Source organism: Vibrio sp. A11 (genome assembly GCF_013048705.1).
GTDB classification, from domain to species: domain Bacteria; phylum Pseudomonadota; class Gammaproteobacteria; order Enterobacterales; family Vibrionaceae; genus Vibrio; species Vibrio metschnikovii.
The window spans coordinates 16826-40340 of the sequence record NZ_VHSI01000006.1; the positions used below are offsets into that span (position 1 = coordinate 16826).

Below are 23515 nucleotides of genomic sequence, written 5' to 3' on the forward strand. Positions count from 1 at the left end.
CATTGAAAAAGTAATTCATTCAACCAATGTATTTTATTGCCTTCAAGTTACTTAAAATAGCGGCTTTGACTCTTTATGACTAGGCGCAAACATCGATGGAACTGATCCTCTCCCTACTACAGCAAATGTGTGTCTACTTAGTCTTGGCTTATATGCTGAGTAAAACCCCAATTTTTCTGCCATTACTCAACATTTCAGGTCATTTTAGTCATAAAATGACCGTTTATGTGCTGTTTTCATTGTTTTGTATTATGGGCACCTACTTCGGATTGCACATTGATGATGCGATAGCCAACACGCGAGCCATTGGCGCGGTTATGGGCGGGTTATTTGGTGGTCCTTTGGTCGGTTTTGCTGTCGGGTTAACAGGAGGTCTGCACCGTTATTCTCTTGGTGGGTTTACCGATCTTGCTTGCGCTATTTCGACCACTGCAGAAGGGCTGATTGGCGGCATCTTTCATGCTTATTTACTTAAACGAGGCAAACGCCATTTACTGTTTAGCCCTAGTGTGGTGTTTGGCATTACCTTCGTCGCTGAAATTGTGCAGATGGTTTTGATCTTACTGATTGCTAAGCCGTTTAGTGAGGCTTATCACCTCGTATCTGCGATTGCGGCGCCGATGATCATTGCCAACTCAGTAGGGGCGGCATTGTTTATGAGTATTTTACAAGATAGGAAAACCATTTTTGATGAGTATTCGGCGACTTTTTCACGCCGAGCATTAAACATCGCCGAACGTTCGGTTGGCATTTTAGCGGCAGGTTTTACCCCTGAAAATGCCCATAAAATTGCTCGTATTGTTTATGAACAAACCAATGTGGGTGCCGTTTCAATTACCGATTGCGACAAGATCCTCGCTTTTGTCGGCGTTGGCGATGATCACCATCGACCGAATACCGTGATATCTTCACAAAGCACTTTAGACGCCATAAATCGTAATGCGATCATTTATCTTGATGGTAAAGAGCATCCCTATCAATGCTCATTATCGGCAAACTGTAAATTGGGTTCCGCATTGATTATTCCACTACGAGCAGGAGATCGAGTGATCGGGACCATCAAGTTGTACGAACCAAAACGGAAATTATTTTCAACCATTAATGTCTCAATGGGCCAAGGTATTGCTCAACTACTCTCAAGCCAAATTCTGTATGGTGAATATCAAGCGAAACAAATTCTTCTCTCACGAGCTGAAATCAAATTACTGCAAGCTCAAGTCAACCCACATTTTTTATTCAATGCACTCAATACGATTAGCGCCGTGATCCGACGTGATCCAGCTAAAGCACGCGATCTTATTCAGCATCTTTCGCAATTTTTCCGCAGTAATCTCAAGCAAAATGTTGAAACGGTCACCTTGCAAGATGAGCTCGCACACGTGAATGCCTATTTAACCATTGAAAAAGCACGTTTTAGCGATCGTTTAGAAGTTGAGATTACGATCGATGAGCCACTATTAACTCGTCAATTACCGAGCTTTACTTTGCAGCCCTTAGTGGAGAATGCGATTAAACATGGAGTATCTAATCTGCTCGAAGGCGGTAAAATACGCATCTATAATCTCGCCGAGCCTGCCGGTCAGCGCATAGTGGTTGAAGATAATGCGGGGAGTTATCAAACGCCACAACACGATCACGATGGTTTAGGAATGCACATTGTCGATAAACGTTTAATCCATCAGTTTGGTCACTCAGCAACGCTTAAAATTGACGTTGAGCCAAACCATTGCACGCGAATGAGTTTTCTCATTCCTGAACAACAACGAGGAGCTTAAGGGATGGTAACGTTATCAGCTTTAGTGATTGATGATGAGTGTTTGGCCCGAGAGGAACTCATTGAATTACTCAATGAAAATGGCAACATGCGGGTAATTGGTGAAGCGAATAATGCGATTGAGGGGCTGAAAAAAATCAATCAGTTTAAGCCGGATGTGGTGTTTTTGGATATTCAAATGCCACAAATTACTGGGACTGAACTGCTCGCGATGCTCGATCCTGACACCATGCCCAAGGTGGTATTTGTGACTGCCTATGACCAATACGCACTGCAAGCCTTTGAAGATAACGCCTTTGATTATTTACTCAAACCGGTCGATCCGACGCGACTTGAAAAAACCATCCAACGTCTACAACGTAGCGTAGCGAAAACGCCGGATTACTCGATTCTCGCCCCCAGTCAGCTTGATCAAGTACCGTGTATTGGCCTCAATCGGATCATGATCATCCCAACGGGAGAGGTCGAATTTGCTTGTAGTGATATCGCTGGAGTGCACGTGCAAACCGCGCAGCAGCGAGCCAGTAGTCAACTGACGTTAAAAGTCCTAGAAGAAAAAACGCCTCTGCTACGTTGTCATCGTCAATATCTGATCAATCTTAAAGCCATCAAAGAGATCAAATTATTAGACAACGGTCTTGCAGAGATCATCACCCGTTCAGGCTACATCGTCCCAGTAAGCCGCCGTTTTTTAAAAGAACTCAAAGAGAAATTGGGGTTTTATTAGCCCCAATTTATTGATGAGAGAATCCTATTGCCACGCTAGAGTTAAGCGGAAGCCTCAACCAAACGGCGCATTGCCAAAGACGCTTGCTGCCATTCTGATGAGGACTGTAGTTGACGATAAGTAAAACTCTGCTTTTTCAATAAGGATAACGCTTGTGGTACTTCACTGATCGGCAGATTATCCAGCACCTCAACCGCCGACTCGCGTCGATTACACATCAAAATCATGTCGCATCCCGCCGCTAAAGACTGCTGTGCACGTTGTGCTGGGCCGCCCATTACTGCCGCCCCTTCCATACTCAAATCATCAGAAAAGACAATCCCTTGAAAACCGAGCTGTTGACGCAGTACTTGTTTTAACCAATAAGCCGAGCCACTGGCCGGTTGTGGATCATAATGAGGATAAATCACATGGGCAGGCATCATCGCATCCAAAAGACCTTGCTCGATATGAGCGTTGAAAATGGCCATATCATCAGCAATCGAGTCACGTTCATCAAATGGCGTTTCGAGATGTGAGTCTGCCAGCACCGCTCCATGCCCAGGAAAATGCTTCCCTGTGGTAGCCATACCCGCAGCTTTCATACCGCGCAGGTAAGCTCCGCTATAGGTCAGAACACTCTGTACATCATCACCAAAAGCTCGGTTACCAATTGCCCGACAATCAAAACCTTTATCCAATACTGGGGCGAAACTGAGATCAATATCATGAGCAATCAGTTCAGCAGCCATTAACCAACCACCACGATACGCCAACGCTTCACCATCAGTCGATTGCGCGTAACGCTGCGCAGCAGGAATAGGACTAAAACCGTCACGAAAACGCTGTACTCGTCCCCCTTCTTGATCAACGCCAATCAATATTGGCCGTTTAGCTGCTTGACGAATAGCGTGATTGAGGGCAACTAACTGTTGGCTATCATGGTAATTACGAGCAAACAGTATCACGCCTCCCACGGTAGGATGTGCGAGAATTTCACGATCTTCCGCCGTCAATTCATAACCGGCGACATCAAGCCATAACGGTCCCATGTTGGCTCCTTATTCAATGAGAAAGTTGAGAGTATTATCGACGTCATGCTCGTGTCGTTAGCGTGATACGAGCAATAAAAATGCAAATTAGCATAGCGAGTAAAGTTATTCAGGTAGTTTTTCAATTACAATGTCGTTTATCTTATCAATCACTTGGCAAATCGTATAACGATCGGAGTCGCTTGTGGATAATCCTGAACTGTATATTGGCATCATGTCTGGCACCAGTATGGATGGCGTCGACAGTGCATTAGTCTCCCTCACTGGCAATACCATCAAACTATTAGCACACGATAGTTTACTGATGCCAGAATCTATCAAGCAGCGCTTGTTAAATATTTGCTTAGGCCAGCCCACCAACTTACACGAGATTGGTCAGTTGGATCATCAACTGGGTCACCTATACGCACACGCAGTAGAACAATTACTGGCGCGCAGTGGTTATCGCCCTGAGCAAATCACAGCGATTGGTAATCATGGGCAAACCGTCTTTCATCAACCTACGGGAGAAACACCATTTACCATTCAGTTGGGCGATGCGAACATTCTTGCCACCCGTACAGGGATCACCACTGTAGCCGATTTTCGACGTAAAGATATCGCACTGGGCGGCCAAGGAGCTCCGCTGGTCCCGGCTTTTCACCAAACCATTTTTAATGCCACCGATTCAACTCTCGTCGTTCTTAACATTGGTGGCATTGCCAATATCTCAGTACTCACCACTGATAAGCGTGTCATCGGCTATGATACGGGACCGGGAAATGTGCTGATGGATTATTGGTGCGCGCAGCACACTGGTCGAGCTTATGACGAAGATGGTCAATGGGCTCGACAAGGTAAGCTTGATTTACCCCTCTTGCAGCGATTAAAACAAGATACTTACTTTTCGCAACCAGCACCCAAAAGTACTGGGAGGGAATGGTTTAATCTCGCTTGGCTTGAAAACAAGTTAGCAGGATTAACCGTAAACCAGCAAGATGTTCAACGTACGTTATGCGAACTCACCGCACAAACCATTAGTGAACAAGTTAATCAGTATGCCCAAGGAGTCGCACCGCAGTTATTAGTCTGCGGTGGAGGGGCACAAAATCCCTTGCTAATGGAACGCTTACAAGCCAATTTACCCACTTGGTTGGTTGCTCCCACTCAAGCGAAAGGCGTCGATGGTGATTATATGGAAGCCATGGCTTTTGCTTGGTTAGCCCAGCGACGGATCCATGATTTACCAAGCAACTTACCGGAGGTCACCGGCGCTAAACGAAGCACTTCGTTAGGCGTTATTTACTTACCTTAAACAAACGAACATGGCAGAACATCAGCGGTTGTATTCTCGCCAACCGCGCTGCCATTCCATGCGAAACTTATGGGCTTGCTCGGTCCCCTCGCACACGCCTTCGTAATATTGCCCACTGAGCCCCATCTGATAGGCAAAGTTAGGGTTACAATATTCTTGAACACCGTCTAAATAACCACGCTCATAATCAGCATGCTTGGCATTACCTAATTGAGATAGCGTTTGATAAGAGCGTTGTAAATTTCCAGCAATGCCATCGTTATAACCGATTTGATACCAATCTCCTTTCGCGGCGAGTTGATCATCGCTAGCGGCACAACCGAGCATTGCTAATAACCATAAAGCCATTACCCATCTTTTCATAAGTCACCTATCCACTGTTGTTAACCATTGTAACGTTTTATTAAAAACCACTTACCAAGCTTAAATGCCGCTTAATAAATTATACGACCACTGATAACAAAACGCCGTGCTAGTCACGAATTGTTCATTTAGTCTTCTACCGATTTTACCCCTACACATCCTACACCTAAGCCACTCAACGAAAAGTGAGCTAGGTATAATACAACCTGATAAAGGATACTGACTATGTTGTGGTTTCTCACCTGTGTTGCCGCGCTGATTGGTGGTTATTTTCTCTACGGTTTAGCTGTTGAAAAAATCTTTGGCATCAATGAACAACGCAAAACCCCCGCGCACACCAAAACCGATGGTGTCGATTATGTACCGATGTCGACACCTAAAGTCTACTTAGTCCAGTTGCTTAATATTGCTGGTGTGGGCCCTATTTTTGGTCCAATTATGGGTGCACTTTATGGTCCAGCGGCAATGCTGTGGATTGTCGTCGGCTGTATTTTTGCTGGTGCGGTTCACGATTATTTCTCCGGCATGCTATCGATTCGTAACGGTGGTGCATCGGTACCGGCGATCACCGGACGTTACTTAGGCAATGGCGCCAAACATTTTATGAACATTTTTGCCATTGTTCTACTACTGCTGGTCGGTGTCGTCTTCGTCTCAGCGCCAGCTGGCATGATAACCAACCTTATCAACTCACAAACCCATTTCACCGTCACCATGACCAGCATGGTGGTGATCATTTTTGCTTACTACATTATCGCCACCATTGTCCCAGTGGATAAAATTATTGGCCGTTTTTATCCACTGTTTGGCGCGCTGCTGATTTTTATGTCAGTGGGGCTAATGAGCGCTATCGCTTGGTCGAGCGATCATCAAGTGCTTGGTGGCTTTGAGATGCGAGATATGTTCAGTAATCTCAACCCTAATGATATGCCACTTTGGCCTGCATTGTTTATTACTATCGCTTGCGGTGCTATCTCAGGTTTTCATGCCACGCAATCGCCGCTCATGGCACGCTGTATGGAAAATGAAAAAAATGGTCGCTTCGTGTTCTTTGGCGCGATGATCGGGGAAGGGATCATTGCTCTGATTTGGTGTACGATTGCCCTGTCTTTCTTCGGTTCACTCGATTCACTTTCAGCGGCGGTAGCAAATGGGGGGCCAGGCAATGTCGTTTATAGTGCTTCCTTTGGTTTGCTTGGCGTATTTGGTGGAATACTGGCTTTTCTCGGCGTGGTAATTTTACCGATCACCTCTGGTGATACGGCGTTTCGTTCGAGCCGTTTGATTCTTGCCGAATATTTTAATATGGAGCAAAAAACGCTGCGCAATCGACTCATGATGGCGCTACCACTGTTTATTCTGGGTGGGATTTTAACCCAAGTCGACTTTGCGATTATCTGGCGTTACTTTGGTTTCGCTAACCAATTGACCGCGGTAATGATGTTATGGACCGCATCCGCTTATCTACTGCGTCACAATAAGTTGCATTGGATCACGACCGTCCCAGCCCTGTTTATGACCACGGTTTGTGTGACCTTTATCCTCAGTAATAGTGCGCTGGGCTTTGGCTTAGCCATGACGCTCTCGACCATTATTGGAATAAGCACGTCATTAATCGCGATGGTCTATGTGATGCGTATTTCCAAAGGCAAAGGCGATATCGATTTGGCTGAACAGCAAGAGATTGAGAAGAACTCGGTCGAAACCGCTTAGCAAAATACGTCATCGTTAAGCTACTCGTATTAAGATAGGCGTAAAAAAGGGGCTAAATACATTAGCCCCTTTTTAGCCTGTGACGGTTAAGCCAACAGGCTCATTAAATCGGTTATCAATTAATCTGCTTAATTTGTAACTCTTTAGGTACTTCGAAAAACATATTTTCTTCTCGGCCTAATACCTCTTCAACGTCTGTGGCTCCAAAATCTTTGATTTGCTGTAAAATGTTATTAACCAGCGCTTCAGGAGCAGAAGCACCCGCCGTTACCCCGATCATAGTGACATCATTAAACCAATCTGGTGAGATATCCTCAATACAATCAATCAAATAGCTAGGCGTGCCTAATTTTTCTGCCAGTTCTTTTAACCGAGTTGAGTTGGACGAATTTTTCGATCCGACAACGACCATCACGTCCACTTGCTCGGCCAAAATACGCACCGCGTCTTGGCGATTTTGTGTCGCGTAGCAGATATCATCTTTACGCGGCCCTTGGATCTCAGGGAAAACCTCACGCAGCTTTTCAATCACATCAGCCGTTTCATCCACGGATAGGGTGGTTTGACTGACATAATGTAAATGAGTTGGATCTTTTACTTGAGTTTTTAAAGCATCGACATCTTCCGGCTTTTCCACCAAATACATCTTGCCTTTTTGACTGGCGTATTGCCCCATCGTGCCTTCCACTTCAGGGTGCCCCGCATGACCAATCAAAACCACTTCCATATGGCGACGACTCGCACGTGCCACTTCCATATGAACTTTAGTGACCAAAGGACAAGTGGCATCAAACACCGTCAAAGATCGAGCTTTAGCTTCTTGACGAACCGCTTGGGAAACACCATGTGCAGAGAAAATGACGATACTATCGTCAGGAACCTCACTGAGCTCTTCAACAAAAACAGCACCACGCTGTTTTAGTCCTTCAACCACGAAACGGTTATGGACCACTTCATGGCGTACATAGATCGGCGGCTGATACAGCTCTAATGCACGTTCAACAATGCTGATCGCGCGATCAACGCCAGCGCAAAAACCGCGTGGGTTAGCTAACAATATTTTCATGTTATGGCTCATGGATTCAAATCGGGCTAGTGTAAAGTAAATTAATCAACGGAGACAATTTCGACATCGAAAATAACCTCTTGGCCAGCAAGAGGATGATTAAAATCAACGGTCACTGAGTCGCCAGCGATTGCGGTAATAATACCAGGAATTTCCATCCCATCAGGACCACTAAATGCCATAATAGTCCCAACATCGACGTCACTGTCACCGACAAATTTACCACGATCCATATAATGGATATGATCAGGATTTGGCAATCCAAAAGCATCTTCAGCAGCCAGCTCAATCACTTTCTTTTCTCCCGCTTGCATACCATGCAAGTGACGTTCAAAATTATCACTGAGACTACCATCCCCCATGATCAATTTGGCAGGTTTTCCCATATTATGGGTACTATCCGCTACCGATCCATCCTTGAGTTTAATAGTAAAATGTAACGTCACAGCAGAATTATCAGTAATGATACTCACGTTATTAGGCTTCCTTAAAATAGTCAATCGCCTCTCTGGAGCGACTTATTATGAACAATGACAGAGATGACGGCCTTCATGCTCATCGCTGTACATCTCGACGCAGAGTGATAAACACGTTAGCGTTGTTGCAATACTCCCGACACGTTCTAACAAAAAGCGCCGACCGAATCAACGGACGACGCTTAAGGTTATTCAATGACGATAGACTTAAAACCGTTATTTCTTATTGCGAAAGCCATCTAAAATAACCATCGCAGCCCCAATACAGATCGCGCTATCCGCTAAATTAAAGGCTGGCCAGTGGTAAGTTTTCCAATAAAAATCGAGATAATCGACCACAAAACCGTGCACGACGCGGTCAAAAACATTACCAACCGCACCACCAATGATCAATGCATAAGCAATGTTATTCCATTTCTCTGTCGCGGGTAAACGGCGCATCCAATACACCAATAACGCTGTGACAGCAAAAGCAATGGCCGTAAATAGCCAACGCTGCCATCCCGCCTGTTCACTGAGAAAACTGAATGCTGCGCCGTAGTTATGAACATACAATAAATTAAAAAATGGCAGTACTTCTATCCGATTATGCCATCCATAACCCATGTTGTTCATGACGACCGATTTAATCCCGATGTCAGCCAGAAAAATCAGCAGCGCTAGCCACAGCCAACGCACACCGGATTGTTTTAACGTTAATGCCTGTTGAGTCATAGATAACCTTGGTAATGAAAGAAACCAATACGATTACGCGAACTGACGTTGTTCACCATCGCCATCAATGTTAGACACGCAACGACCACAAATGGTTTCATGGCCAGCAATCGTACCCACATCATCGGTATGGTGCCAACAGCGCTCGCATTTCTCGGCGTCTACTTTACTCACCTCAACCCATAGACCATTAATCTCAGTGGCTTGGGCCAGCGCACTTTTTTCACTCAACGATTTGACTTCAGCTTTAGACGTTAACAAAACAAAACGTAACTCGTTATGCAGTCGCTTAAGCTTAACGGCCAGTGCATCATCGACAAACAAAGTCACCTGTGCTTGTAACGAACCACCAATCACTTTTTCATTTCGAGCATTTTCGAGTAGCTTATTCACCGCACCACGAACGTGTTGGATATCATTCCAAAATGCGTTGTTAAACGTTTCACTTTCGTCTAAACCAACCAGACCTTGGTACCATTCGCTGGTAAAGACAAATTGACCGCGTGCTTGACCGTCAGCTTGCTTGGCTGGCATCGCGTGCCAAATCTCATCGGCGGTGAATGACATAATCGGTGCCATCCAACGTACTAACGCTTCCACGATGTAATACAAGGCCGTTTGGCAACTACGCTGCGCATGACTACCGCGTTTTGCCGTGTATTGACGATCTTTGATCACATCTAAATAGAATGAACCCATTTCAATTGAACAGAAATGCATTAGACGCTGTACGACCGCATGGGTGTTGTATTCATCATACGCTTTGATGATCTCTTGCTGCGCAGCCAATGCACGACCGACAGCCCAACGATCCAATGCCACCATTTCCTCAACAGGGATCATATCCGTCGCAGGATTAAAGCCATTAAGGTTAGCGAGGAAGAAACGAGCCGTATTACGAATTCGGCGATAAGCATCGGCGCTGCGTTTTAAGATTTCATCAGACACCGCCACTTCACCAGTATAATCGGTTGAAGCGACCCACAAACGTAAGATATCAGCACCTAATTTATTGGTGACATCTTTCGGCGCAACCACGTTACCAATCGATTTAGACATTTTACGTCCTTGACCATCCACCACAAATCCATGGGTTAACACCTCTTTATAAGGTGCTTTACCTTTCATTGCGACCGATGAGATCAATGACGATTGGAACCAACCGCGATGCTGATCCGAACCTTCAAGGTACATGTCAGCTTGTGCTCCGTTAAACTCAGGACGAGTATCAACAACCGCATAATGAGTTACGCCTGAATCGAACCAAACATCCAATGTATCCAGTACTTTTTCATACTGTTCAGCGTCAGCACCCAAGAGCTCAGCAGTATCGACATCCCACCACGCTTGAATGCCTTTTTGCTCAACCAACTGTGCAACTTTCTCAATCAAAGCAGGCGAGTTAGGATGTAATTCTGCCGTCTCTTTATGCACAAATAGAGCAATCGGAACGCCCCAAGTACGCTGACGAGAAATACACCACTCAGGACGGCCTTCAATCATGCCTTCAATACGGCTTTGACCCCAATCTGGCATCCATTTTACGCCTTTGATTTCACTTAAGGCTTGTTCACGAAGACCCGCTTGATCCATCGAGATAAACCATTGAGGCGTCGCACGGAAAATGATCGGCGTTTTATGACGCCAGCAATGTGGATAGCTGTGCTCATAAGCATGGTGATGCAACAACGCACCTTTTTCTTTCAATACTTCAACCACCGCATCGTTGGCTTTAAAGACATGTTGTCCTGCAAACAGTTCGGTATCTGAAAGATAAACCCCATTTGAACCGACAGGGTTGGCAACTTCAAGACCGTATTTTTGACCAACGGCAAAGTCTTCTTGACCGTGTCCTGGCGCAGTATGCACCACACCCGTCCCCGATTCGGTCGTCACATGATCGCCCAAAATGGCGGGCACCGTAAAATCATAGAATGGATGGTTAAATTGAGTCAGCTCAAGCTCTGCGCCGGTAGCAAAGCCTAGATTATGGAAATGCTCAATACCAGCGCGATCGATGACTTGCTTTGCCAATTCAGAGGCAACAATGATTCGCTCTGGTTTTTCACCTTCAACTTGGATAAGAACATATTCTAAATCATTGCGTAAACAAACCGCGCGGTTAGCAGGCAGTGTCCATGGCGTGGTCGTCCAAATCACAATCGAAACCGGCCCATGACCTTGATGGCCCTCTGATAAGCCAAATTTTGCTAGTAAACTGGCTTCATCAGTAGCACGAAAACGGACATCAATCGACGGCGATACTTTGTTCTTATACTCAACTTCTGCTTCAGCCAACGCCGAGCCACAATCGGTACACCAGTGAACCGGTTTAAAGCCCTTAAGCAGATGGCCATTATCGGCAATTTTACCTAACGCGCGGATAATGTTCGCTTCAGTGGCAAAATCCATTGTCCGGTAAGGTTTATCCCATTCACCAAGAATGCCTAACCGTTTAAAGCTCTCTTTTTGTCCTTCAACTTGCCCCGCCGCATAGTCACGACATTTTTCGCGAAACTCTGCCGCCGTCACTTTTTGACCCGGTTTACCGACTTTTTTCTCAACCATTAATTCAATCGGTAAGCCATGACAATCCCACCCAGGGATATAGGGCGCATCAAAACCTGATAACGTTTTGGATTTAATAATAATGTCTTTAAGAATCTTATTGAGTGCGTGACCAATATGAATGTCGCCGTTGGCATAAGGAGGGCCATCGTGCAGGACGAAAGATTTTTTGCCTTGTTTCGCTTGACGGATTGCTCCGTACAGATCTTCTTTGTACCAACGTGCTAGCATTTCTGGCTCACGTTTAGCCAGATCGCCACGCATTGGAAACCCTGTTTCAGGTAAGTTCAGGGTATCTTTATATTCACTCATCGATTCTTAATTCCGTTGTATTGGGCGACGTTAGACATTATACGAATCGGTGGAATCAACCGATTCGCTGTAAAGCTGCTGCAGCCACACCCTTGCTGCCTCAGCATCCAATTCAATTTGTTGTTTCAGTGCATCAAAAGATGCAAATTTTTGCTCATCACGCAACTTGTGCAATAAAGCCACTTCAAGTTGCTTACCATATAGATTGCCTTGAAAGTCAAAAAGATGCACTTCAAGTTGTTGCCGAACACCATTGACTGTCGGACGTTGACCAATATTCGCGACGCCGCCCAAAGGCAATGTCGAAAGACCATAGACCTCAACCACGTAAACACCAGAAACCGGTGATACGCATCGTTTAAGAGGAATATTTGCCGTTGGAAAACCAATCGTTCGCCCCAGTTTACGACCGTGCGAAACACGACCACTGATACTGTAGGCTCTGCCTAACATCGTATCGGCCGTTGCAAGTTGATCGCTGGCCAATGCTTCTCTGATTAAGGTACTACTGACACGTGACTGCTGAACACAAAAACTTTGTGTACTGACAACCTCGAAACCGTATTGCTCACCGGCTTGACGTAGCATCGCAAAATCACCTTTGCGACCTTGTCCAAAACAGAAATCATCACCAACAACCAGAAACTTAACACCCAATTGCCCGACCAACAAGTCACGGATAAAAGCCTGCGCTTCTAAATTAGCAAAACGGTGGTTAAAATTAACGCACAGTAAGCGATCAATGCCTAATTTCCCTAACTGAACAAACTTATCTCTTAAACGAGTAAGCCTTGCGGGAGCTTTCGATGTTAAAAACAGCTCCATGGGCTGCGGTTCAAAAGTCATCACCACGGAAGGCAAATTCAGCTGTTTGGCTCGCTGAGAAACTTGGCTTAATACTTGTTGATGACCAAGATGCACACCATCAAAGTTACCGATAGTTAGCACACAACCATGATGATGAGGCTTGATATTATGAATACCGCGGATCAATTCCATTGGGATAAACTTAAAACCTATTATTCTTAATGGTACCGACACCCGATCGCAAAACAGACTGGCACAAGTGAATCTCAACCATCATTAACGGTAAGAAACACACACCACCAGCACGATTAGAACTGACGATCAGCAGGGCATCTCTAATATGGATGTAAAACCGACGGATTATACCTTAATTGTCATTAATCTGTCGCCGCTTTTAAATCTTTTAAACGTATCCCTAACAATAAGGCCGTTAACAAATAGGCGACCGCTCCGAGTACAATCAACCCACATAAAGTCAAAGCTCGTTCAGTTAAACCCCACTTGAGCCAATCGGCCATGGAATCCAACTGCCAATAAATCGCCATGACCATCACAGCACCAGCAATAACTAAACGAGCAATAAATGCTAGCGTTTGGGTGGTCACTTTATACACGCCTTGCTGATGCAATCCACGATAAAGTAGGGCCATATTAATGAATGCCGATAAGGCCGTCGCTGCCGCTAAACCAACATAACCAAAAGGCCAAGCAAAAATCGCATTAAAAATAATATTACTTAGCATAGCTATAATGCCATAACGAACCGGGGTTTTAATGTCTTGTCGTGAGTAATAACCTGGCGCTAAGACTTTAATTAACATAAAGTTTAATAAGCCTGCAGAATAAGCAAACAAAGACAGTGACGCCTGTTGAACATCATGAGCAGAAAACTCACCACGCATAAAAAGCACCATCAACATCGGTTTGGCTAACACCATTAATCCGAGCATCGCCGGAATGCCCAATAAGATGACCATTCTGACTCCCCAATCCATGGTCTGCGCAAAACCGTCTTGATGAGCATCGACATGCTTACGGGATAAAGCGGGTAAAATCACGGTTGCAATAGCGATTCCGAACAAACCAAGCGGAAACTCAAGTAACCGATCGGAATAATAAAGCCAACTGATCGACCCCGTTTGTAAGAAACTGGCAATAAAAGAGTCAAATAGCAGGTTAATTTGGCTAACAGAGACCCCAAAAAGTGCCGGGATCATCAATGTGCGAATTTTAACCACACCGGGATCTTTCCAAGCCCATTTCGGCCTAACTAACATACCTGCTTGGATCAAAAATGGCAGTTGGAATAGAAATTGGACTAAACCGCCCAAAAACACACCTATTGCCAAACCGATTTCTGGTTTAGCGAGATTAGGCGAAATATACCAAGCAGATAAAATCATCATTACATTAAGAAATACCGGCGTAAAAGACGAGACGGCAAATTTTCCTAACGTGTTTAGTACCGCCCCAGAAAGCGCGACAAAGGTAATAAACCATAAATAAGGGAACGTGATTTTAAGTAATAAGCTGGCCAACTCAAACTTTTCGGCAGCCGGACCTCCCGATAACCAATCTAAAAACCAGCCAGCGCCGAATAGCGCCGTTACAACACCGGAAAACAGCACACCGATTAAAGTCACGATCGTCACTAACAAACCAAGAGTACCAGAGACTTTGGCAATCAACTCTCGTGTTTTCTGTTTGTCCCCCGCTGCATGATATTCCGTTAAGACAGGAACAAAAGCTTGCGAGAAAGCGCCCTCAGCAAATAGACGGCGTAAAAAGTTGGGGATACGATTAGCAAAGAAAAACACATCGGCACTCGCTCCCGCTCCCATTAAATTGGCCACGACAATATCCCGCACCAGTCCCAACACTCGGGAAATAAAGGTCATAGTACTGACAACAATACCAGACTTGAGTAAGCGTTTACTCACAGTAACCTCGAAGAAAAAACCTGAATATAAATACAAAGAATGAGTAGAGCGCATAAACCGCCCTTCTCGCCAACTTACCTGAACAATCACGCTCCCAAGTGAGGGTAACCACTGGATGAAGGATAATATCGCGTAATCTTAAATAAGAATGTCAGGATGAGATCAGATAAGTATTAGCATTGCCCAAAAAATACTGTTAGAATCCACGCCATCTTAACCGTGAAAGCCTTGTGATACCAAACTTGTTTGGTTTAGACGGGTTTTTGCACAAATCATTTGACATTTAAGTGCAAATAAGGGATATTTCCGGCCCTTAAATTGTCACCGAACTAAAGTTTTTGGGAGTTAGACCCTTGGCAAATAACAAATCTGCTAAGAAGCGCGCTATCCAATCTGAAAAACGTCGTCAGCACAATGCTAGCCGTCGTTCAATGATGCGCACTTATATGAAGAAAACAGTTGCTGCAATTGCTGCTGGCGACAAAGAAGCTGCAACTGCTGCGTTTGCTGTAGTTACACCAATCCTTGACCGCATGGCGACTAAAGGCCTTATTCATAAGAATAAAGCAGCTCGTCATAAGTCTCGTTTCTCTGCTGCGATTAAAGCTCTATAATAGAACTTGATATCCATCAGTGATAAAAAAACCGGCTAAGGCCGGTTTTTTATTTATCTAACAACTTTGATTTTTCACTCTGTTGATCATAACAAGATTTTTTGTCATGAGGGCATCGTTTTTCATTTCCATTCAATCAAAGTTGGGGAACATCCTGTCAGTGAGCGCAATATAAACCATGTAAAAGCTCAATCATTGCTTTTACTTCATTACTACTCAAGGTATAAAATACCGTTTGCGCCTCTTTGCGCGTCTCAACTAAGCCATCCCGTCTTAGCCAAGCTAGGTGTTGTGACAACGCAGACTGACTCAACTCTAACTTGCTGCATAACTCACCAACGGAAAGTTCTTGATTGTGCAACAAGCAAAGAATTTGTAGCCGCCTCTCATTGGCCATGGCTTTTAATAACACCACTGCCTGAGCGGAGTTTTGTTCCATTTGTTCTAGGTTCATGAGCAAGCCCCTTTAAAAATAACAACTTAAACAAACTGACCTTAACGTGCTATCCGACACAGTAAAAGTGAAGCCATTCAGCGTACGCTCAACAACTTATTATTTTGACGATGAGTTATAACTCTTAAGAGACAAATAACACTGCAGTTCGTTTAAATATATCAGCGCATCCAAGATCAGAACGAACCTGCTATGGATTGACCAATCTGACAGATAGTAATCTATTTGTTAACAATAATATACACCAAAACAAATCGAAAAAGCCCTGCACCACGAATTGAGACAAGCGTTCCATTCAAGCGTGATTATTCAAAAAAATGACTAAAATCAGCATCACAGACACTCTTCACTGCGGGGTGCTGGATCATTCTTTCCGCAAAAATCACGTAGTATTCTTCTTTAATTTCTTCTAAACGACTCAGTAAATGTAAAGAACCTTCCTGTTCCATCTCTGAACGTAATAAAAGCGGAGCCATAAAAATCACATCTGGATGATACAAAGCAAACGCCTTCATTAAAGCCGCATCATCAAATTCTCCCAGAATATTCGGCTGCATACCTTGACGATCAAACCACTGCCTCACTTTACGTCCCATCGCCGTACGCCCTCCGGGAAGCAACAATTTACGCTGAGTGAGTACTGCAGGATATTGGCCATGCTCTACCGCACCACTGGAGAAAAACCCCATGTGGCTTTCACCTAATTTTTTGCTGAATAAACCAGGGCTCTGACTCGAATCAACCGGACAATCGGAAAGGATCATATCCAATTTATGCTGAGATAATTGTTCCAGCAGTAACTCATGGGTCGATTCGAAACAACGCAAATGAATCCGATTGTCTTCCGGCACAGTACTCATCAAAATTTTACTGACTAAACGTTTAGAAAGCGCATCTGCAACCCCTACATCGAAGAGCACATTGGAGCGCTGACTATAATTAACAATATCAAGCATCTCATAGCTGAGCCCAAACATCCGGTCAGCGTATTTAAACACCAACTGCCCTAACTCGGTTGGCTCTATACTGCGACCATTACGCTTAGTTAACTTCCCCGCTAACCTATCCTCTAGCGCTTTTATTTGCCCCGTTACAGTTTGGGGAGTAAGAAAAAGTGCATCAGCCGCTTTAGTAACCGAGCCTTGCTTACAGACCATCCAAAAATAGTAGAGATGATTATAATTAAGATGTGACATGGCATACTCAATCAATATATGGTCCGTCTGTTATAACAAACTCAGTCCTCACCAGCAAACACTTCGGTTTAACCGAAACATTTACTAAAACATTCTTTATTTTAACGAATCAAAAAAAACAAACCGTCATCATTCAGACATAAAAAACATCATTTTCTCGACGAAAACACATCCAGATACAAATTCAAAAACTCAATAATATTATCTAGTTAATAAAGAAATAAGACCTTTAACCCCATCGTTTTAACCAAGCGCTGACTTAACCCCTCCTTTGTAATATTACTGAAATATTTGTCATCTAACATCGCGGACAGATTCAACAACAGACCTCAAACAATCATCAGGTCAATGGAGAACCCCATGATAAACCAAGCGACATCCACAGCGGTGCCAAGCTTAGCAATGACACGTTGGCTACGCTGGATTAACTTGGCACTGATGCTCTATCTATTGTTACTCGCCGTAGCAATGGTAGGCAGTGGATTTAAATGGTCAACGGGAGAGCATGCCAAAGCGCTCTTTGCCTTTGCCGCTCACCCTATCGCCGGTTTAATGATTGGCTTAGTCGCCACAGCCTTAATTCAATCATCCAGCACCGTCACCTCAATTATTGTCGGTTTAGTCGCGGGAGGGTTACCCGTTGAGATTGCTATTCCGATGGTCATGGGAGCCAATATTGGTACAACCGTCACCAACACACTGGTTAGCTTAGGCCATGTTCACTGTAAGCATGAGTTTAAACGAGCATTTGCTAGCGCAACCATTCATGATTTTTTCAATTTGCTCGCCGTACTTATTTTCTTACCTTTAGAGATGATGTTTGGGATTTTCGAAAAAATCTCTTATTGGCTAGTATCTCCTCTTATGTCAACGGGTGATATGAGCGTCAAAGGCCTCGATTTTATTGGCCCAGTGACTAAACCTATCGTTAATGGGCTGCAAGACCAGCTTAGCGTATTCGGTAATGTCTGGGGCGGGGTTAGCATGATTGTACTCGGGATCAGCATTATTTTTGTCGCGATACTGATGATGGGTAAATTAATGAAAAAACTGATGGTCGGCCCCGCTCGCGATATTTTGAAAAGTGCAATAGGTAAAGGCCCTTTACATGGTATCGCTTCAGGTACGGTGGTTACGGTTTTAGTCCAATCATCCACCACCACCACTACCTTGATCGTGCCTTTGGTTGGCTCAGGGGTGTTAAAAGTTCGTGATGTTTATCCTTTCACCCTTGGGGCTAATATTGGAACCTGTATTACCGCTCTTCTAGCCGCAACCGCAGTCTCAGGTGAATTTGCGGTCTTTGCATTGCAAATTGCTCTGGTGCATTTGGTGTTTAATATCACTGCAACACTCTTAATCTTTGGCATTCCATTTTTACGTGAGCTTCCACTGAAAGGGGCAGATTGGATTTCAGATCGTGCGGTAAAGAATAAAGCTTCAGTTGCACTCTATTTATTCATGGTCTTTGTTCTTCTTCCTGGATCAGTTCTCACACTGACAACCTAATCCTTAGCACAATCGGCTACGCCAAAATAACAAAGCCGCCAAAGCATAGTGCTTGGCGGCTTTGACGTTATTGTTCATCGACTCATGTTTTAATCAACGGTTCACCAAAACTCATCACGCTTATCTTTAGTGATTGTCTTTCTCGGCGTTGGCTCTTATCTCACGCTACACATAGATAAGAACCCACCACTAGACTGAAAAAGGATATTGAATCGGATCATGATGCTGATAATCAGTCACCGAGAAATCATCAAGGGTTACCCATGTTTCTAAATCTTCCAGTGAACGAATCTCTGGATTAATGTGGAACTTGGCTGCCGGTAATGGGTGGCGCTTTAATTGAACATCACGCATTAATTCCAGTTGGTCTTCATAGATGTGCGCGTTAACAATTTTATGGTAAGCCAAGCCCGGTTTTTTACCGGTAATCTGTGCCATAACTGCCAAAAAAACATACACTTGAACCATGTTAAAGTTTAAACCTAACGGCACATCACAAGAACGCTGAGTACTATTAAGGTACAAGGTATCGCCCAATAACGAGAAATGATGGCTATACATACACGGCCGTAAACAGCCCATGTGAAACTCACCCGGATTGTAAAAATTGAGAATTTCCCCTCTATCGTCAATACCGTGAGTTAAATCATCAACAATTTTTTTCAGTTGATCAATATGACCACCATCAGGCTTAGCCCATGCACGTCCTTGAACTCCGTAAACTCGCCCCATATCATCTTCACCTTTACGATAAGGATTGGCGAGCCAAGCCGCGTTCATATTCGCATTCGCATCCCATGTTTTGGTGCCTAGCTGACGAAAATCTGCGGCACTGTCATAACCACGGATATAACCAAGCAATTCGGCAACCGCTGATTTCCAAAAACTCTTTCGTGTCGTGACTAAGGGAAACTGATTATTTGCGACATCGTAAGTGAGATCGGCATTAATCACGGTCAGACAGCGCTTACCGGTTCGTTCGTTCTCAACCCAGATACCTTGATCAACAATTCTCTGGCAAAGGTCTAAATACTGCTTCACTTTACAACCTTACTTTTTTGCGGGCTATCTTGATACATTTGGCGTTGATACGCCCATACCATTAATATCATTCCGAAGATAATCATCGGCGTAGATAGAATTTGTCCCATGGAGATCACATCACCAAACAAACCGAGTTGCACATCCGGTTCGCGAACAAACTCGACAAGGAAACGGAATGTACCATATCCGATCAAAAATAGCCCAGAAACGGCACCTAGAGGACGCGGCTTTTTGATAAACCAATTTAAAATGAAAAACAGTACGATGCCTTCTAAAACCAGTTCATAAAGTTGTGATGGGTGGCGTGGTAATGGCCCACCATTAGGGAAGACAAATGCCCAAGGAACATCGGTCACTCGTCCCCACAGTTCAGAGTTCATGAAGTTACCTAATCTACCCATGCCTAAACCAAATGGTACTAAAGGGGCGACAAAATCAGCAACACCAAAAAAAGTACGTTGCTGACGACGAGCGTACCAGAACATCGCGGTTATCACACCGAGCAAACCACCGTGAAAAGACATTCCACCGGTCCATACTTTAAAAAGGTACAAGGGATCAGCTAAGAAAAGTTCAAAGTTATAGAAAAGAACATAACCAACTCGTCCTCCAATCACGACCCCTAAAAAGCCAGCAAAAAGCAAATCTGAAACCTGCTCACGCGTCCAACCGCTGCCTGGCTTATCGGCTCGGCGATTAGCTAACCACATCGCAAATAAGAAGCCAAATAAATACATCATTCCGTACCAGCGCACAGAAAGTGGACCGATAGAAAACAACACCGGATCAATATTAGGAAAAGTAAGATAGCCTTGAGACATAAAGTAACGTTCTCTGTCTTAGATAAAAAGTTATTGCAACAACATCGTTATTGCTACGAGCATCAGGAAAAAAGCAAAAAAACGTTTTAACGTGACTGTCGGTAATCGTGACGCTAATTTTGCTCCGATCCGAGTAGTCAAGATTGAGGTGGAGGCAATCGCGAATAATGCAGGAAGATACACATAACCTAAGCTGTACTCAGGTAAGTTTTCGACTCGATAACCATGCAAAATAAAACCTAACATCCCTGAAATGGCAATCACCAAACCACACACCGCCGATGAACCCACTGCTTTGCGCATCTCAACGCCGTGGTGATTGAGGAAAGGCACCGTCAATGATCCGCCGCCAATTCCCGCTAACGTAGAAATAATCCCGATCCCATTCCCTGATAATAACGTCACTATTGCTCCCGGCATCGGCCGTGTTGAACGGGCTTGCATCGAAGAACGCACCATCTGCAGCGCGAGAGCTAAAACGATAACACCAAATACTTTAGGTAGATAATGGCTCGGTATCCACTCGGCAACCACTGAGCCTAAAAAACCACCAGTAAGCACGCCCGGTAGTAACCATTTAACAACAAATAAATCGATATTACCCAGTTTAAGATGATTCAGCGCTGAAGAAATCGAGGTGATGATGATCGTCGCTAAAGAGGTCGCAAGCGCAATATGCATGACGATCTCTGGGCTAATGCCCATTTTCGGTAACAAAAACAATAAGGCAGGAACCACCAACAAGCCGCCACCAATGCCCAATAAACCCGCTAACAATCCGACAACCGAACCTAATAGGATCAGCAAAAGAATATACTCAATACCCACAGTTGTGTCCTATTTCTCTATTTTTTACCAGCCCGCACAAATCCAGCGAAGCCTTTCGTTTCAAAATGATCGAGCATCATATTATAAATGTCATGACCGTACGATTGCATCAAGGCTTTGTCCGCCAATAACTGTAATTCACGTCTTGCCGAATGGCGAACCAAATACTTTACTTTAGCTACATTCGACGCATTCATACTCAACGTGGAGTAGCCTAAACCGATGAGTAATAAAGCACCAAAGGGATCTCCCGCTAGCTCACCACAGACACAGACCGGTAAAGAATACTGCTGACAGGTTTGCGAAATTTGTTTCAATGCCATAATCACTGCAGGATGCATTGAATCATAGACATCCGAAACGTGGGTATTGTTCCTATCAACCGCTAAAAGATACTGCGTTAAATCGTTGGTTCCTACTGAAATAAAATCAACTTTCTTAGCGATCAATGGCAATAGATAGAGCATGGAAGGCACTTCAAGCATAATACCGATTTTAGGTCTGACAATGCTGGCATCGACTTTGATCGATTCTTGATAGGCTTGCTCGATAAATCGCCTCGCGTCATCAAGCTCTTTTACGCCAGAAATCATCGGCAACAAAATACGCAAATTATCATGGCCACTACTGGCTCGCAGCATGGCTCGTAATTGAATTAAGAAAATGTCTGGATGATCCAGCGTAAAACGAATACCACGCCAGCCTAAAAAGGGATTATCTTCATCAATGGGTAAATAAGGGAGCGGTTTATCACCACCAATATCTAAGGTCCGCATCACGACTGGCTGCTCGGGGTAACCTTCAAGCACCGCTCGATATTGCTGAATTTGCTCTTCTTCAGAAGGTAAACGCTGTTGGAGTAAAAAAGAAATTTCGGTACGGTAGAGCCCGATGCCATCAATGCCTTGGTTAATGGCAATATTCGTATCTGCGCTTAAGCCGGCGTTTAACAGTAACTCAATCTGCACACCATCTTCGGTTAATGCGGGCTCTAAAATTGCCTCATTGACCATTTGTGCCAATTGTCGCTCTTCGTAAGCCAAAGCACGATATTCAGCAAGAATAGGCTTACTAGGGGAAATATATAATTTACCACTGTAGCCATCAACAATGCCTTTTTTGCCATTCACTTGCTTTAAGTTCAGTGACACACCCATCACTGCAGGAATACCTAATGCACGGGATAAAATGGCAGCATGTGAATTGGCCGCCCCCTCTAAAGAGACCACGGCCAATAACTTATCTTTTGGTAACCCCGCCAGTATCGATGCGGTAAGCTCTCGTACCACTAAGATAATCGGTTTATCTAACTGCTGCTGTTCATGTTCTGTATTGTAAAGAAAATAGAGTAACCGCTGCCCCAGTTCACGTATGTCTTGTGAACGCTCACGCAAATAAGCATCGGACATACGAGCAAAGCGGTTGGAATAGCTTTCGACAACTTGGCGCACCGCCCAGTCAGCGCGATCACCTTTCAGAACTTGCGCTTTCAGATCATTACGCAACATCGGATCATTGAGTAAGTGGGTAAATAAATCGAAAATCGCCAGCGCTTCTTTATTGATATCGTTATCAAGCTTTTTACGTAACTTACGAAAATCATTCAACGCATTTTCAATTGCCCGCGTTAACCAAGCTTGTTCTCTCTCTTTATCTAAGGTTGAGGCGGGAGAGACGTCTGTTAACTGCGGTTGAGAGTCATCCCACCATAACTCACCAATCGCGACTCCCGTTGAAGCAGCGATGCCACTGACAGACTGTTGTTTCTTAGATAACAGCCAGTGTCCTTGCGTTTGTGAGTGGGCAATGATCACCGCTAACTGAGCCGCCAGCGTCACCAAGAAAGAGACTTCCATCTCGCTAAACAGACGGGGCGATTTTTGCTGTACCACCAAAACTCCCAACACTTGTTTACGATAAATGATGGGCGTACCAAGAAAAGAGTGATAAACCTCCTCTCCCAGTTGTTTAAAATATTTAAAATTAGGATGTTGTGACGCTTTAGCAAGGTTAATCGGCTCAGCGGTGCGTTTGACTAAACCCACTAAGCCTTCATCAAAGCCAATATGAATTTTATCGCCTTTGAATTTTAACCCTTGCGTCGCCATTAACTCGAGGCGAGACATCTCTTCATTTGCTAAGTAGACCGTACAACACTCGGTGCTCATCGCTGTGCACGTCTGTTTAACAAAAATATCCAATGCTTGATAAACATCTTCGACTTTTGATACTTGTTCAACAATATCCCTTAGCTGAGAGAGCAT

The 23515-nt window shown here is 44.3% G+C and carries 20 protein-coding genes; 6 read left to right on the plus strand and 14 right to left on the minus strand.

What is annotated here, in order from left to right; all coding sequences use genetic code 11:
• The first annotated feature begins 95 nt into the window (after positions 1-95).
• Both FKQ60_RS07870 and btsR read left to right on the plus strand, forming a co-directional pair.
• Positions 96-1775 (plus strand): sensor histidine kinase, encoded by a 1680-nt coding sequence (locus FKQ60_RS07870; protein ID WP_170906277.1) that lies wholly within the window; start codon positions 96-98, stop codon positions 1773-1775.
• Positions 1776-1778: 3 nt separating this feature from the next.
• The gene (btsR, locus tag FKQ60_RS07875) at positions 1779-2501 is read left to right on the plus strand and encodes a two-component system response regulator BtsR (RefSeq protein ID WP_170906278.1); all 723 of its coding nucleotides are present in this window, start codon (positions 1779-1781) and stop codon (positions 2499-2501) included.
• A 41-nt stretch (positions 2502-2542) separates the two neighbouring features.
• On the opposite strand, the gene nagZ is transcribed toward btsR, so the two are convergent.
• A complete protein-coding gene (gene nagZ, locus FKQ60_RS07880; protein ID WP_158138833.1) occupies positions 2543-3532 on the minus strand; it encodes a beta-N-acetylhexosaminidase in 990 nt (329 codons plus the stop codon).
• A 184-nt stretch (positions 3533-3716) separates the two neighbouring features.
• Between nagZ and FKQ60_RS07885 the strand changes: the two genes are divergently transcribed.
• The gene (locus FKQ60_RS07885) at positions 3717-4826 is read left to right on the plus strand and encodes an anhydro-N-acetylmuramic acid kinase (protein WP_170906279.1); all 1110 of its coding nucleotides are present in this window, start codon (positions 3717-3719) and stop codon (positions 4824-4826) included.
• 21 nt (positions 4827-4847) lie between these two features.
• On the opposite strand, the gene FKQ60_RS07890 is transcribed toward FKQ60_RS07885, so the two are convergent.
• Positions 4848-5189 (minus strand): DUF2799 domain-containing protein, encoded by a 342-nt coding sequence (locus FKQ60_RS07890; protein ID WP_170906280.1) that lies wholly within the window; start codon positions 5187-5189, stop codon positions 4848-4850.
• Positions 5190-5414: 225 nt separating this feature from the next.
• On the opposite strand from FKQ60_RS07890, the gene FKQ60_RS07895 reads away from it, so the two are divergent.
• Complete coding sequence (locus FKQ60_RS07895; RefSeq protein ID WP_158138835.1) at positions 5415-6902, plus strand: carbon starvation protein A; 1488 nt, start codon at positions 5415-5417, stop codon at positions 6900-6902.
• Positions 6903-7017: 115 nt separating this feature from the next.
• Here FKQ60_RS07895 and ispH read toward each other — a convergent pair whose 3' ends face one another.
• The 6 genes from ispH to murJ all read right to left on the minus strand — a co-directional run bounded on the left by ispH (position 7018) and on the right by murJ (position 14785).
• Positions 7018-7980: a 4-hydroxy-3-methylbut-2-enyl diphosphate reductase gene (gene ispH, locus FKQ60_RS07900; RefSeq protein ID WP_170906281.1), complete on the minus strand. Its 963-nt coding sequence runs from the start codon at positions 7978-7980 to the stop codon at positions 7018-7020.
• Between the two features lie 29 nt (positions 7981-8009).
• Entirely contained in the window at positions 8010-8441 is a 432-nt protein-coding gene (gene fkpB, locus FKQ60_RS07905; RefSeq protein WP_040903775.1) for an FKBP-type peptidyl-prolyl cis-trans isomerase, read from the minus strand.
• Between the two features lie 219 nt (positions 8442-8660).
• Positions 8661-9158, minus strand: coding sequence for a signal peptidase II (lspA, locus tag FKQ60_RS07910; RefSeq protein WP_158138837.1), 498 nt, complete (start codon positions 9156-9158; stop codon positions 8661-8663).
• Between the two features lie 33 nt (positions 9159-9191).
• Positions 9192-12038, minus strand: a complete 2847-nt coding sequence (gene ileS / locus FKQ60_RS07915; RefSeq protein ID WP_170906282.1) for an isoleucine--tRNA ligase — start codon at positions 12036-12038, stop codon at positions 9192-9194.
• Positions 12039-12068: 30 nt separating this feature from the next.
• Positions 12069-13037: a bifunctional riboflavin kinase/FAD synthetase gene (ribF, locus tag FKQ60_RS07920; RefSeq protein ID WP_040903781.1), complete on the minus strand. Its 969-nt coding sequence runs from the start codon at positions 13035-13037 to the stop codon at positions 12069-12071.
• Positions 13038-13222: 185 nt separating this feature from the next.
• Positions 13223-14785: a murein biosynthesis integral membrane protein MurJ gene (gene murJ, locus FKQ60_RS07925; RefSeq protein ID WP_161438578.1), complete on the minus strand. Its 1563-nt coding sequence runs from the start codon at positions 14783-14785 to the stop codon at positions 13223-13225.
• 353 nt (positions 14786-15138) lie between these two features.
• Between murJ and rpsT the strand changes: the two genes are divergently transcribed.
• Positions 15139-15399, plus strand: a complete 261-nt coding sequence (rpsT, locus tag FKQ60_RS07930) for a 30S ribosomal protein S20 (protein WP_004394128.1) — start codon at positions 15139-15141, stop codon at positions 15397-15399.
• Positions 15400-15556: 157 nt separating this feature from the next.
• On the opposite strand, the gene FKQ60_RS07935 is transcribed toward rpsT, so the two are convergent.
• Entirely contained in the window at positions 15557-15853 is a 297-nt protein-coding gene (locus FKQ60_RS07935; RefSeq protein WP_158138840.1) for a metalloregulator ArsR/SmtB family transcription factor, read from the minus strand.
• A 305-nt stretch (positions 15854-16158) separates the two neighbouring features.
• Positions 16159-17049 (minus strand): transcriptional activator NhaR, encoded by an 891-nt coding sequence (nhaR, locus tag FKQ60_RS07940; protein ID WP_154170268.1) that lies wholly within the window; start codon positions 17047-17049, stop codon positions 16159-16161.
• Between the two features lie 360 nt (positions 17050-17409).
• Between nhaR and FKQ60_RS07945 the strand changes: the two genes are divergently transcribed.
• Positions 17410-18558, plus strand: a complete 1149-nt coding sequence (locus FKQ60_RS07945; protein WP_158138841.1) for a Na/Pi symporter — start codon at positions 17410-17412, stop codon at positions 18556-18558.
• 189 nt (positions 18559-18747) lie between these two features.
• Here the strand turns inward: FKQ60_RS07945 and FKQ60_RS07950 are convergent, their stop codons facing one another.
• The 4 genes from FKQ60_RS07950 to ptsP are packed head-to-tail and all read right to left on the minus strand — an operon-like array spanning position 18748 to position 23515.
• Positions 18748-19599, minus strand: a complete 852-nt coding sequence (locus FKQ60_RS07950; protein WP_158144733.1) for a thymidylate synthase — start codon at positions 19597-19599, stop codon at positions 18748-18750.
• Positions 19596-20423, minus strand: a complete 828-nt coding sequence (gene lgt, locus FKQ60_RS07955) for a prolipoprotein diacylglyceryl transferase (protein ID WP_004394132.1) — start codon at positions 20421-20423, stop codon at positions 19596-19598. The genes FKQ60_RS07950 and lgt overlap by 4 nt, the downstream gene beginning before the upstream one ends.
• Positions 20424-20453: 30 nt before the next feature.
• Positions 20454-21251, minus strand: coding sequence for a sulfite exporter TauE/SafE family protein (locus FKQ60_RS07960; RefSeq protein ID WP_154170262.1), 798 nt, complete (start codon positions 21249-21251; stop codon positions 20454-20456).
• A 17-nt stretch (positions 21252-21268) separates the two neighbouring features.
• Positions 21269-23515, minus strand: a complete 2247-nt coding sequence (ptsP, locus tag FKQ60_RS07965; RefSeq protein ID WP_158138843.1) for a phosphoenolpyruvate--protein phosphotransferase — start codon at positions 23513-23515, stop codon at positions 21269-21271.

Excerpts from the sequence above, each read along its gene's own strand:
- lspA (WP_158138837.1), bottom strand. The coding sequence starts at position 9,158 with ATGACTCAACAGGCATTAACGTTAAAACAATCCGGTGTGCGTTGGCTG.
- ispH (WP_170906281.1), bottom strand. The coding sequence starts at position 7,980 with ATGAGCCATAACATGAAAATATTGTTAGCTAACCCACGCGGTTTTTGC.
- FKQ60_RS07935 (WP_158138840.1), bottom strand. The coding sequence starts at position 15,853 with ATGAACCTAGAACAAATGGAACAAAACTCCGCTCAGGCAGTGGTGTTA.
- nhaR (WP_154170268.1), bottom strand. The coding sequence starts at position 17,049 with ATGTCACATCTTAATTATAATCATCTCTACTATTTTTGGATGGTCTGT.
- ribF (WP_040903781.1), bottom strand. The coding sequence starts at position 13,037 with ATGGAATTGATCCGCGGTATTCATAATATCAAGCCTCATCATCATGGT.
- btsR (WP_170906278.1), top strand. The coding sequence starts at position 1,779 with ATGGTAACGTTATCAGCTTTAGTGATTGATGATGAGTGTTTGGCCCGA.
- FKQ60_RS07945 (WP_158138841.1), top strand. The coding sequence starts at position 17,410 with ATGATAAACCAAGCGACATCCACAGCGGTGCCAAGCTTAGCAATGACA.
- FKQ60_RS07895 (WP_158138835.1), top strand. The coding sequence starts at position 5,415 with ATGTTGTGGTTTCTCACCTGTGTTGCCGCGCTGATTGGTGGTTATTTT.
- ileS (WP_170906282.1), bottom strand. The coding sequence starts at position 12,038 with ATGAGTGAATATAAAGATACCCTGAACTTACCTGAAACAGGGTTTCCA.
- FKQ60_RS07870 (WP_170906277.1), top strand. The coding sequence starts at position 96 with ATGGAACTGATCCTCTCCCTACTACAGCAAATGTGTGTCTACTTAGTC.
- nagZ (WP_158138833.1), bottom strand. The coding sequence starts at position 3,532 with ATGGGACCGTTATGGCTTGATGTCGCCGGTTATGAATTGACGGCGGAA.
- lgt (WP_004394132.1), bottom strand. The coding sequence starts at position 20,423 with ATGTCTCAAGGCTATCTTACTTTTCCTAATATTGATCCGGTGTTGTTT.
- FKQ60_RS07890 (WP_170906280.1), bottom strand. The coding sequence starts at position 5,189 with ATGAAAAGATGGGTAATGGCTTTATGGTTATTAGCAATGCTCGGTTGT.
- ptsP (WP_158138843.1), bottom strand. The coding sequence starts at position 23,515 with ATGCTCTCTCAGCTAAGGGATATTGTTGAACAAGTATCAAAAGTCGAA.